This window comes from Pseudomonas sp. MEJ108 (assembly GCF_030208985.1).
Taxonomy (GTDB): domain Bacteria; phylum Pseudomonadota; class Gammaproteobacteria; order Pseudomonadales; family Pseudomonadaceae; genus Aquipseudomonas; species Aquipseudomonas fragariae.
In genome coordinates, this window is sequence record NZ_JARVSW010000014.1 from 101,071 (window position 1) to 112,779 (window position 11,709).

Sequence of the window (11,709 nt, forward strand, 5' to 3'; positions counted from 1 at the left end):
GTGGGGCCGGCGATTGTATGCGCTTCTGCGCGCGGCGTGCAGCTTGTGTTGCGCCAGGCCCTACGTCAGCAGGCGTTGTGCGTGCAGGTCTGCTAGCATTCCGCGCCTTGCATTTGCGCGAGTTTCTTCAAGCTTCGTTCAGGCATGTAGCGGCATAGTGGCAAGCATTTTTTACACGACAACATTAAACAGCGAGCCTGCGGCATCGCTTCATGGGGGAATGATGGATCTTTGGACCGCTGCTCAGGCGTTGATATTGGGTGTTGTAGAAGGGCTGACGGAGTTCCTGCCGATCTCCAGTACCGGGCATCAGATCATCGTCGCCGACCTGATCGATTTTGGCGGCGAGCGCGCCATGGCCTTCAACATCATCATTCAGTTGGGGGCGATTCTGGCAGTAGTCTGGGAGTTTCGGCGCAAGATCCTCGACGTCGTCGTGGGTTTGCCCAAACAGCAACAAGCGCAGCGTTTCACCCTCAACCTGCTGATCGCCTTCATGCCGGCCGTGGTGCTGGGCGTGATCTTCGCCGATACCATTCACCACTACCTGTTCAATGCCATTACCGTGGCCACGGCGCTGGTCATCGGTGGGGTGATCATGCTTTGGGCCGAGCGCCGCGAGCACACCGTGCGCACCGAAACCGTCGATGATATGAGCTGGAGCGATGCGCTCAAAATAGGCTTGGTACAGTGCCTGGCGATGATCCCCGGCACCTCGCGTTCGGGTTCGACGATCATTGGCGGCCTGCTGTTCGGCCTGTCCCGCAAGGCGGCGACCGAATTCTCGTTCTTCCTGGCCATGCCGACCATGGTCGGTGCCGCGGTGTATTCGGGCTACAAGTACCGTGACATGTTTCGCCCGGACGACTTTGCGGTGTTTGCTATCGGCTTCGTTACTTCGTTCATTTTTGCGATGATCGCAGTGCGCGGTTTGCTCAAGTTCATTGCCACTCACAGCTATGCGGTGTTCGCCTGGTATCGCATAGCTTTTGGCCTGCTGATTCTGGCGACCTGGCAGTTCGGCTGGATCGACTGGGCATCGGCCAAGGCATGACAGCGAGCCGCGAGTCGTCACGGCCAGCCAGCCGTGGCAGGTCGCCGGTCCGGCAACTGCGCTTGAAGGTCCTGGCGTTGTTGCTGCTGTGTGCGTTACCGGTCTACGGAACGGCATCGCTGTGGCTGAGGCAGGTCACGCCGATTCCGGCGCTGGTCCTGATCGTCATGAGCCTGCTGGCGTTCGTGCTTTACCGGCATGACAAGCGACAGGCCGGCAACGCCGGCCAGCGCACGCCGGAGAACGTCCTGCATGGCGTCGAGCTGCTCGGCGGCTGGCCCGGCGCGCTGCTGGCGCAACAGGTGTTCCGGCACAAGACCCGCAAGGTGTCGTTTCAGATCGTGTTCTGGCTGATCGTGCTGGTGCATCAGGCGCTGTGGATTGACTGGCTGTTTATGGGCAAGCGGCTTGTGCAGCTGTTGCCGTTATAGCTTAAGGCCGATCTGTTGCCGTTTCGGCAGCCTGCCGACCACCAACTGGTGCGAGCGGGTCAGCAGATCGCGCAACTCATCGGTGCTCAGCGTCTGTACGTTTGCCACGCTGATCCAGTGCGCACGCGCCAGGTAGGGCGCAGGTCGTATGCCGGGTCGATCCACGTAACCCAGAAACAATTCCGGGTGGACCTTGAACGCAAGGTCCTCGCCGGTCAGATCCATGACCGCGAACATTTTCTTTTCGGCGACGGAAAAAACCCGCACGCCGCCCCACTTGTAGTCTTCACGCGCACCCGGCAGATCGAGACAGAATCTGGCGATGTCCTCCTTGTGCAGGCTCTTTTGCGGGCTCTTTGGCATGGATGCTCCCTGGGTTTTGACGGCGCACGGTAAGCTGTTCGATAGCCGCACGGATATTCGATCAGCCGATTGTATGCTGCTGCGACACTCATTAGTGTGCAGCTTTGTCTTTCTCCGGAGTCTCGAATGTCTGCCGTGCAACTCGCTGATGGTCAACTGAACTACCTGCTCGAAGGCCCGGCGGGCGCGCCGGTGCTGGTCTTGTCCAATTCCCTGGGCACTGATCTGCACATGTGGGACAACCAGGTGCCTGCCTTCAGCCGGCACTTTCAGGTGTTGCGTTACGACACGCGCGGCCATGGCAAATCGCTGGTCAGCGAGGGCAGTTACAGCATCGAGCAAAACGCTCGCGACGTGTTGGCGCTACTCGACGCGCTGGGCATCGACAAGGCTTTCTTCTGCGGCCTGTCCATGGGGGGGCTGATCGGCCAATGGCTGGCAATCAATGCGCCGCAGCGCCTGCACAAGGTCGTTCTGTGCAATACGGCCGCCAAAATCGGCAACCCCGATGTCTGGAATCCTCGCATCGAAACCGTGCTGCGTGACGGCCAGGCAGCCATGGTCGCGTTGCGCGATGCCTCGATCGCACGCTGGTTCACACCATCCTTCGCGGACGCCGAGCCTGCTGCCGTCGACACGGTCGTCGGCATGCTGGCACGCACCTCGCCACAGGGTTACGCGGCCAATTGCGCGGCTGTGCGCGATGCGGATTTCCGGGAGCAGATCGCGTCCATCGAGCTGCCGGTGCTGGTGGTCTGTGGCACGCAGGATGCTGTAACGACCCCGGCGGACGGGCGTTTCATGGTCGAACGGATTAAGGGAGCGCAGATCATCGAACTGCACGCGGCGCACCTGTCCAGTGTCGAAGCGGGTGAGGCATTCACTGTACCGGTGCTGGCATTTCTGACTGCCGAATGACCCGGCGCGATCCTCCGTCCCGGTCTTGAGGCACGGGGCACGGCGCTGCATACTCCCGGCTCTGAAAACGAGGTGGCCGGGTGTTTGATCTCAACGATCTGTTTTATTTCGTCCAGGTGGTCGAGTGCCTCGGCTTTGCGCCGGCAAGCCGCAAGCTGGGGATCCCCAAGTCCAAGCTCAGCCGGCGCATTGCCGGACTCGAGGAGCGCCTGGGTGTTCGGCTGATTCACCGCTCGACGCGCACCTTTGCGGTCACCGAAAGCGGGCGTGACTATTACGCTCACTGCGTGGCCATGCTGGTCGAGGCCGAGGCGGCCGAAGAGGCCATCCTGCGTTCCAAATCCGAACCGCAGGGCAGGGTGGTGATCAGTTGTCCCCCTGCTTTGGCGGCGATGGGCTTCAACGAGACCATCGCCCGTTTCGCGGCCGAGCACCCCAAGGTTCAGATCCAGGTCGAAAGTACCAACCGACGCGTCGACCCGCTGACCGAGAACATCGACATTGCGCTGCGTGTGCGCTTTCCACCGCTGGAGGACGACGGGCTGGTGGTCAAGAAGCTTGGGCACAGTGCCCAGCGTCTGGTGGCACGCGCCGACCTGGCGGCCAGGCTGTCGGCAACGCCTTCTCTCGACGCGCTGTCGACGCTGCCCAGCCTCGACATGCCTTCTTCGAATCATGAGCACCGCTGGTTGCTGGAGACGCACCCCGGCCACTATGCCGAAATACGCCACACGCCCCGGCTCATCAGTTCGGACCTGGACATGATGCTGCAGGCCGCGTTGCAGGGTGTCGGTGTGGCCCAGCTTCCCGAGCTGATTGTCAGGGAAGCCTTGCAGGACGGACGCCTGGTAGAGCTGTTCAGCGAGCACCGACCCAAGTGCGGCATCGTGCATGCCGTGTTCGCCTCGCGCCGTGGCCTGCTTCCTGCCGTCAGAGGCCTGCTGGATGTGTTCGAGACCTCATTCAAAGAGCTGAGCCTGAGCCCTGACTCACTCTATTGTTCTCTTAATAGAACGAACAGTCGCATTCAAGACCACTAATCATCTATTGCGATCAAGGATAGGATGCTCGCCACTTCATCGCCCCGTGGCGATTTTCTTATGGGAGCTACGTTATGAATCTGTTGCACCTCGACTCCAGCATCCTCGGCGATCACTCTGCTTCGCGTCAGCTGACCCATGAGGTTGTCCAGGCCTACCTGACTGCGCACGCCGACAGCCAGGTCACCTACCGCGATCTGGCCAGCGATGCGCTTGGGCATTTCTCTGCCGCCAGCCTCGCCGCAGCGGGCACGCCGGTAGAAGTCCGTGACGCCGCCCAGCAGCAGGAAGTGGCAGGCAACGAAGCCACCTTGCAGCAGTTTCTCGATTCGGACGTGCTGGTCATCGGCGCACCCATGTACAACTTCACCATCCCGACCCAGCTGAAAGCCTGGTTTGACCGGATTCTGATCGCGGGTCGCACGTTCCGTTACTCCGAAGCAGGTCCTGAAGGCCTGTGTGGCGGCAAGAAAGTCATTATCGTCTCTACCTCGGGCGGTCTGCACGCCGGGCAACCCACTGGCGTAGGTCACGAAGAGCTGCTCAAGGCGCTGTTCGCCTTCATCGGTATCACCGACCTGCAATTCGTCCGCGCCCACGGCCTGGCATATGGCGAAGAGCCGCGTGCCAGCGCCATGAGCGCTGCTCAGCACTACATCCAGAACGAGCTGTTCGCGGCCTGATCAAAAGCCGTCTTCACGAAACTCTACAACCTGCGCGGGGTTTTCCTGCCGGGTTGTGGAGTTTTTTTGTTTCTGATGCATGGCGATGGGCTGCGCTGAACGGCGCGCTGACGGGATACAACCTTGACAGCTTTCTTACAGGTAGCGGGGTTCTTAGGGGACTAGACTAGCCTTTTCGAGCACTGCCTTGTCAGGCTGGCGGAAATATCTGCCCTCGCAAAAAAACAACGGGCAGTTTATGGCCCGGCTTGTGCACTATTTCTGTTTTAAACACTCATATCTGGGTGGGAACGGCGCGCTGGAGCATGATGCTCGACACAAGCGCTTGATGGATTGTCTGGACGAAGTTCCGGATTTGCAAAGGTTGGGCCTTGCCATGGTACGTCTTTGTGCAGTGATGCTGGTTTTCCTGCTCGATAGCCTTGTTTCGGTGCACGCTCAGGCGGATGAATCCTGGAGCGCGGGTTATCACCAGTTGAGTTTCCCTGATCCGCTGGATTCTCAGCCGGTCGAGGCCATCGCCTTTTACCCGTCGACCGCCGCCGAGCAAGTGAGCATGCTTCATGGTTACCGTGTCGAGGCCGGTGAAGAAGCGCCCATCGCAATGGGCCGTTTCCCCTTGTTGTTGCTGTCGCACGGCAACACCGGTACCCCGCTGGCACTGCATGACCTGGCCACTTCGCTGGCCCGCCAGGGGTTTGTGGTGGTTGCCGTGGTCCATCCTGGCGACAATGATCGCGATCACAGCCGTCTCGGCAGCCTGAGTAACTTGTACGGGCGACCGCTGCAGATTTCCGAAGCGATCAGCACGGCCTTGCTCGACCCCTTGCTGGCCCCCTATCTCAATGCCCGGCAAGTGGGCGTGATCGGTTATTCGGCCGGTGGCGAAACCGCGCTGATTCTCGCCGGCGCACAACCTGATCTGCAGCGTCTGCGTCAGTACTGCGCCGAGCGCCCGACAGACCGTGATGCGTGCAAGACGCAGGGCGAACTGGTCGCGGACCGTGATGACCTTCACGCTCAGGCGGATCCGCGGGTCGGCGCATTGATGTTGATGGCCCCGTTGAGTCTGATGTTCGGCCGTCATACGCTGGGTGATGTGCACGTGCCGGTACTGATGTACGCGGGGGATGACGATCAGTTGCTGGCGATCGACCGAAACGCAGAGGCGCTGGCGCGCAAGCTGCCGCAGCCACCCGACTACAAGTTACTCGCCGGCGCAGGGCACTTTGTCTTCATGGCACCGTGCAGTGATGAGCAGCGCGCGAGTGCGCCGTTGCTGTGCAATGACCCTGACGGCGTGGACCGCGAGGATATTCACCGTAACCTGAGTGCCGAAGCGGTGCGCTTCTTCAGTGCGGCGCTCAATTCCGCAGACGATGACCGTTCAGGCATGCAGACGGCGCATCATCAGTAAACACGCCGTTCAGGCATTCAGCGAACTCAGAAAATCGCCGAACCCGCCCCTGGCTTTCGAGTCGAGGCGGGTGCTGGTTGTGACCTTCGGGCGGCAGCTCCAGGCAATCCGCGCACCGATCAATTCCAGTTGCCGAACCAGGTGCACGTCCTCGTGGCAGGGCAGTGCCGGAAATCCACCGGCGCTGATATACGCAATCGAGCTGACGCCCAGGTTGGCACCATGAATGTGTCGGTGGCCGTCACGGTGCTGATAATGCTGCAGGTAAGCGGCCTGTGCGGCCGCCGAGATGTCCTTGCTCCAGTCGCCGGGCGTCACCGTTCCGCACACCGCGTCGGCATCCAGCGCCAGCTGTTCGGCAAGCCAGTCGTTGGCCACGGTACTGTCGCCATCGGTACACGCCAGCCAGCGTGCGCCCCGGTCGAGAAGAAACTCCGCGCCCTGTGCCCGAGCCTGGCCCACGTTGCGCGCCGACACTTCGAGAATCATCACGCCATGCGCCCGTGCGATCTCCGCCGAGCGATCGGTGCAGCTGTCGAGAACCACCAGCACTTCCACGCATTCGCCCTTGAGGTCGGGGTGTGCAGCCGCCTGCTTTATCGTTTCGAGACACAAGTCGAGTAACTGCTCTTCATTGTGCACCGGGATCAGAATGCCGATCATCGGAGAATTCCTGTTCTGCTACGGATGTTCCATCACGACTCCACAGGTCCAGCAGGAAATCCTGTTCGTGATGACTGAAAAGTCGGTGCATGGACAAGCGTGCAGCAAGGATGTCGTGAACCGCCTCGGCGTTCAGCGGGCAGCCTTCGATATCGGGCCGCCAGTGACAGGCGAGCAACTGGCCGTCCGGTGCCAGGGCCGCCAGTGCGCGGTCGATCAGGCCGTGCAGGTCGTCGGCGTCCAGGTAATAACCCATCTCGCTGAAGACGATCAGGTCGAATTCGCCCTGCGGCCATTGCTGCGGCAAACGCGCTTGCAACACTCGGGCATGGGGCTGATCGGCCAGACGCTTGCGTGCCAGGTCCACCGCCAGATTCGAGGTGTCGCAGCACACCAGTGCATCGCAGCGCCCGGCAAGGTCGGCACTGAGTTCGCCGTTGGCACAGCCGGGCTCGAATACCGAGCGGTAGCGTTCGCGGGGCAGAGCCGCCAGGGTCAGGGCGCGCTTGCGCCGTTCATACCAGCGTTGCTTGAATGCCCACGGGTCATCGTTGTTGAGAAACAGCTCATTGAAATAACTGTCCTCGACGCTCATGTGAACACCACTTCAAAGGGCTGCAGCAGCCTTTCCAGCACTGCGTCCGGCAAAACCGGGGAAAGACCGATGGCCGGATCACCCTGCAACTGACTGGTGAACGCCTGGGCGGCATTGCGTTTATGGGCCAGCGTCACCGGATCGAGCAGCAGCTTGCGCGCTCTGTCCCACGGCAGACGCTGGTCTTCAGGGTCAGCCCAGTGCCAGGCCCAGACCGGCACTTCGTGGAACTGTGCTCCGGTTGACGCGCAGGCCTTGGCACTGGCTCTGCCGACCGCTTCATGGTCGCTGTGGCCATCTTCTGCCCAGGTGGCGAACACCACGTCGGCAGGGCCCAGATGCTGTTCAAGAAAAGTCACCAGATGATCTTCCGCTGCGGCCACGGCGCCGTCCTGAAGGCCACCACGCAACCACTCAAGGCGCTCGGCAGGTATGCCGAGGCGATTCAAGGCTTCGGCACTTTCCTCAGGTCGGGCTTTGGACAGACGATCGACGGGCCAGAGCGCGGAGCCCGGATGGCTGGCTGTACCATCGGTGACCGAGATCAGTAACAGATTGCGTTCCAGTTGTGCCAACTGGCTCATCAGACCGCCACAGGCCAATACTTCATCATCCGGGTGCGGGGCGATGATCACGGCTCGGCAATTGGTCGGCACCAGCAGGTCTGCGGTGATCACAGGCAGGCCGTGCAGCCTGGTCGAAGCATTCCAGGCGGCGAGGGAAGTACCCTGGCCGGACTCGTCATCACTCACTACGAACCCTTCACTCATGCTCTATACGCTCTCATAGTGACCACGTGCGTGCAGCGGGCAACGCCTTGCCGGACAACTGGCCCAATGCGGCCAGGTCCTGTTCGGCGTGGCTCTGACGCAGGAAAACCGGCAGGTCGGTGATCAGCCGGGCAAAGTGCGGGTCCTTGCAATAAGGCCCGGCGCCGACGGCCCGGCCCACATGCTGGATCACCAGATCGGCGGCTTGCTCGACATAAGCACGGCAGCGTCTGGCAAGCACTTCGGCATTATCGGTCGGGGCCTGATCCAGGTGCGTGGCAGCGGCGCGCAACACATCGATTGCGGCATGCAGCGCTACGTCCGCAGCGCCGAGGTGCGCGAGGGCGTGCGGCTCTTCGCGCTTGGCGACATGTGAAAGGAGGCGCTGCGCAATGGCGCGGGATGCGCCGTACCAGCAGGCCGCAATGCCGATGCCGCCCTGCCAGAAGCCAGGTCTGTCGAGATAGCCACCCGGCGCACCGATCGCTTGACCGATGGCGTTGTCGAAGACCACATCAATGCTGCCGGTCGCACCCATGCCCACTGCGCGCCAACCGTCGCTGGTCATGTGTACGCCGGGCTGGTCAAGGCGTACTGCAACCAGCTGCTGGTGATGATCGACGTCCCATGCCGTGATCAATGCGTGGCTCAACGCCGAAGCGCCTGAGCACCATGCCTTGCGGCCGTGCAGGCGCAAGGCATCACCTGCGCCGCTGATATTCACCCGTGCCTGTGGCGGCTCTGCCGCCCACATGCCCCAGGTGCTGAATTGTTCGGGGGGCGGGGCACCCAGTTCGGCCATGATTGCCAAGGCGTCTGTGTGCCCCTCGTACAACTTGCACAACCCCAGGTCGTGGCCTGCAACGCAGGCCAGCGCCCGCCAGCGCTCAAGTGTCTGACCGCGGGCAGGCAGGGGAAGCTGATCCAGACCTTCATTGACCAATGCCTGTAAGCACTCGCCCAGCGCACGCGTATCGGCATAACCGTGCTTGCGCCAGTCGAGGAACTCACTCAAGGCATCAATCATTGCTGGTCTTCACGCTTCAGTTCAAACAGCAGCAGGGAACGCGGCGTTACGGTGTATTGCGAACCGAACGCAAAGTGCTCCTTGCTGCGTGCATCATCCTGATTGGTGTCGATCAGGCACTCGTAATGGGTACCTTCAGGCACTTCCGGCAGGGTGAAATTGACGCCGTCGTGATGCGCGTTGACCACCAGCAACAGCGTGGCGTCGGCACCCGCGCGACGGATACCGGTTTCCTGTGCGCGACCATCCATCAGCATGCCCAGGCAACGGCCATTGGCATCGTGCCATTGCTCGACACTCATCTCGTTGCCATCCGGAGCAAGCCAGGTGACGTCCTTGACGCCGATCTCTTCGTTGTAGTCGCCTACCAGGAAGCGGCTGCGACGCAGGATCGGGTAGGTCTGACGCAGCTTGATCACGCGGGTGACGAACTTGAGCAGCGCTTCGCCATCTTCGTCCAGATCCCAGTTGATCCAGCCAATCTCGCTGTCCTGGCAGTAGGCATTGTTGTTGCCGTGCTGAGTGCGCGCGAACTCGTCGCCCGCAACAATCATCGGCGTGCCTTGTGCCAGCAGCAGGGTGGCGAAGAAGTTACGCATCTGGCGCAGACGCAGGCTGTTGATTTCCGGATCTTCGGTCGGACCTTCGACGCCATGGTTCCAGGACAGGTTGTTGTTGCTGCCATCCTGGTTGTTTTCGTCGTTAGCTTCGTTGTGCTTGTCGTTGTACGACACCAGGTCATGCAGCGTAAAACCATCGTGCGCAGTGATGAAGTTCACGGATGCCTGCGGACGACGGCCGCGCTGGTTGAACATGTTGCCGGACGCGGTCATGCGTGCAGCGAAGTCGGCCAGTTGAGCTTCGTCGCCTTTCCAGAAGGCACGAACCGTATCGCGGAACTTGTCGTTCCATTCCATCCAGCCTGGTGGGAAACCGCCCACCTGGTAGCCGCCCGGACCGCAGTCCCACGGCTCGGCGACCAGTTTGACCTGACGCAGCACCGGATCTTGACGGCAGGCGACCAGGAAGCTGTGGCGCTCGTCGAAACCATCGTGGTAGCGGCCCAGAATGGTCGCCAGGTCGAAGCGGAAGCCGTCGACGTGCATTTCCGAAGCCCAGTAGCGCAGCGAGTCGGTGACCATTTGCAATACGCAAGGGTGGCTCAGGTCGAGGGTGTTGCCGGTGCCCGAGTCGTTGATGTAGTAGCGCTTGTCGTCCGGCATCAGGCGGTAGTACGAGGCGTTGTCGATACCGCGCATCGACAGGGTAGGGCCCAACTCGTTGCCTTCAGCGGTGTGGTTGTAGACCACATCGAGGATGACCTCGAGCCCGGCGTGGTGCAGGTGCGCAACCATTTCCTTGAACTCGGCAATCTTGCCGCTTGCCAGGTAACGCGGGTCCGGGGCGAAGAACGCGATGCTGTTGTAGCCCCAATAGTTGGTCATGCCCTTTTGCAGCAAATGCTGGTCGTTGACGAAGGCATGAATCGGCAGCAGCTCGACGGAGGTCACACCCAGCTTGCGAATGTGCTCGACGACCGGCGCTGATCCGAGACCGGCAAACGTGCCGCGCAGCTCTTCGGCCACCTCAGGGTGACGCATGGTGATGCCGCGTACGTGGGTTTCGTAGAAAATCGTTTTGTCCCAAGGCGTGCCAACGCGCTGATCACGGCCCCAGGTGTAGGCCTCATCGATCACCTTGCTTTTCGGTACGAAAGGGGCGCTGTCGCGCTCGTCGAAGCTCAGGTCGCCGTCAGGATGGCCGATGGTGTAACCGAACAGCGCTTCCGACCACTTCAGCTCGCCGACCAGTTGCTTGGCGTACGGGTCGATCAGCAGCTTGTTGTGGTTGAAACGATGACCATTCTTCGGATCGTACGGGCCGTACACGCGATAGCCGTAGATCTGGCCCGGGTGCGCATCCGGCAGATAGCCGTGGTAAATCTCGTCGGTGTATTCCGGAAGTTCGATGCGTTCCAGTTCGATTTCGCCAGTGGAGTCGAACAGGCACAGCTCTACCTTGGTGGCGTTTGCCGAGAACAGGGCGAAGTTGACGCCCAGGCCATCCCAGCTTGCACCGAGAGGAAAGGGAAGTCCTTCACGAATGCGAGACGGGGTACTGCCAGGGTTGTCTAGCGGGGCTGAATTATCTTCTGCCGGTGTAGTGGACTTCGTATTCATGGTGACTTCCTGACGTCGAATGATTTTCTGAGCGGCCAAGGCCGCTATCGAAGCCGCGGGCTCCGATACTGACGATAATCTAAGGGGGTGTAGCAGGCCTCATCTCTGGTCAGAGCGAGACCTGCAATAATTGACCGGTGCGCGGCCAGAAGAGTTTCAAGAATTCGACGGCTTGCGCGGTTTCTTGGGAGCAGGTTTGGCGGGCGCCTCTTTGGCAGGAGCGTCGGTTGCAGCGGCTGCAGCGGGCTTGGCCTTGGGAGCAGGTTTGGCAGCCGCCTTGGGTGCAGGCTTGGGCTTGGCTTCACCAGCAGGCTTTGGCGCAGGCGCCGATTTTGCAGCGGGCTTGGCTGCGCCCTTGGCAGGCGCCTTGGCGCTGTCTACCTCAGGCAGCTTGGGCTTGGTCGATTTGCGCACACCGGACTTGTTCGGTGCCAGCGCTTCGGCCTCGGCCAGCTTGCGCGCCATTTCCCAGTGACGCTCGTCGTGACCGGAAGGTTTACCCTCCGATTCCCAGATTTGGTAAGCAAATTCGCGAATTCTTTTTTCGTCGGCACTCATCTTGAGACTC

At 61.1% G+C, this 11,709-nt stretch carries 13 protein-coding genes; 6 read left to right on the top strand and 7 right to left on the bottom strand.

Annotated features, from left to right (window positions below; genetic code table 11):
• Window positions 1–223 precede the first annotated feature (223 nt).
• Both QRN50_RS08155 and QRN50_RS08160 read left to right on the top strand, forming a co-directional pair.
• A complete protein-coding gene (locus tag QRN50_RS08155; protein ID WP_003400617.1) occupies window positions 224–1,054 on the top strand; it encodes an undecaprenyl-diphosphate phosphatase in 831 nt (276 codons plus the stop codon).
• Window positions 1,051–1,485, top strand: coding sequence for a DUF1294 domain-containing protein (locus QRN50_RS08160; RefSeq protein ID WP_024639567.1), 435 nt, complete (start codon window positions 1,051–1,053; stop codon window positions 1,483–1,485). Before QRN50_RS08155 ends, QRN50_RS08160 begins: the two co-directional genes overlap by 4 nt.
• Here the strand turns inward: QRN50_RS08160 and QRN50_RS08165 are convergent.
• Entirely contained in the window at window positions 1,480–1,848 is a 369-nt protein-coding gene (locus QRN50_RS08165) for an MmcQ/YjbR family DNA-binding protein (protein WP_057456819.1), read from the bottom strand. The two genes, QRN50_RS08160 and QRN50_RS08165, sit on opposite strands and share 6 nt — an antisense overlap.
• 126 nt (window positions 1,849–1,974) lie before the next feature.
• Between QRN50_RS08165 and pcaD the strand changes: the two genes are divergently transcribed.
• The 4 genes from pcaD to QRN50_RS08185 all read left to right on the top strand — a co-directional run bounded on the left by pcaD (window position 1,975) and on the right by QRN50_RS08185 (window position 5,906).
• The gene (pcaD, locus tag QRN50_RS08170; protein ID WP_011268150.1) at window positions 1,975–2,766 is read left to right on the top strand and encodes a 3-oxoadipate enol-lactonase; all 792 of its coding nucleotides are present in this window, start codon (window positions 1,975–1,977) and stop codon (window positions 2,764–2,766) included.
• Window positions 2,767–2,846: 80 nt separating this feature from the next.
• Entirely contained in the window at window positions 2,847–3,806 is a 960-nt protein-coding gene (locus QRN50_RS08175) for a LysR substrate-binding domain-containing protein (RefSeq protein ID WP_011268149.1), read from the top strand.
• A gap of 74 nt (window positions 3,807–3,880) precedes the next feature.
• A complete protein-coding gene (locus QRN50_RS08180) occupies window positions 3,881–4,489 on the top strand; it encodes an FMN-dependent NADH-azoreductase (protein WP_011268148.1) in 609 nt (202 codons plus the stop codon).
• A 376-nt stretch (window positions 4,490–4,865) separates the two neighbouring features.
• Window positions 4,866–5,906 (top strand): alpha/beta hydrolase family protein, encoded by a 1,041-nt coding sequence (locus QRN50_RS08185; RefSeq protein WP_011268147.1) that lies wholly within the window; start codon window positions 4,866–4,868, stop codon window positions 5,904–5,906.
• A gap of 9 nt (window positions 5,907–5,915) precedes the next feature.
• Here QRN50_RS08185 and QRN50_RS08190 read toward each other — a convergent pair whose 3' ends face one another.
• From QRN50_RS08190 to QRN50_RS08215, 6 genes are all read right to left on the bottom strand, one after another.
• Window positions 5,916–6,569 carry a glycosyltransferase family 2 protein gene (locus QRN50_RS08190; RefSeq protein WP_003400627.1) on the bottom strand — a complete coding sequence of 218 codons (654 nt, stop codon included), beginning with the start codon at window positions 6,567–6,569 and terminating at the stop codon, window positions 5,916–5,918.
• Complete coding sequence (locus tag QRN50_RS08195) at window positions 6,538–7,164, bottom strand: SAM-dependent methyltransferase (protein WP_024641518.1); 627 nt, start codon at window positions 7,162–7,164, stop codon at window positions 6,538–6,540. Before QRN50_RS08195 ends, QRN50_RS08190 begins: the two co-directional genes overlap by 32 nt.
• Window positions 7,161–7,934 (bottom strand): PIG-L deacetylase family protein, encoded by a 774-nt coding sequence (locus tag QRN50_RS08200; RefSeq protein WP_024641517.1) that lies wholly within the window; start codon window positions 7,932–7,934, stop codon window positions 7,161–7,163. Before QRN50_RS08200 ends, QRN50_RS08195 begins: the two co-directional genes overlap by 4 nt.
• A 13-nt stretch (window positions 7,935–7,947) precedes the next feature.
• Entirely contained in the window at window positions 7,948–8,961 is a 1,014-nt protein-coding gene (locus QRN50_RS08205) for an acyl-CoA dehydrogenase family protein (RefSeq protein WP_024639561.1), read from the bottom strand.
• Window positions 8,958–11,141, bottom strand: a complete 2,184-nt coding sequence (gene glgX, locus QRN50_RS08210; protein WP_011268142.1) for a glycogen debranching protein GlgX — start codon at window positions 11,139–11,141, stop codon at window positions 8,958–8,960. Before glgX ends, QRN50_RS08205 begins: the two co-directional genes overlap by 4 nt.
• Window positions 11,142–11,297: 156 nt before the next feature.
• Window positions 11,298–11,699 (bottom strand): DUF2934 domain-containing protein, encoded by a 402-nt coding sequence (locus QRN50_RS08215; protein WP_011268141.1) that lies wholly within the window; start codon window positions 11,697–11,699, stop codon window positions 11,298–11,300.
• Window positions 11,700–11,709: the final 10 nt, after the last annotated feature.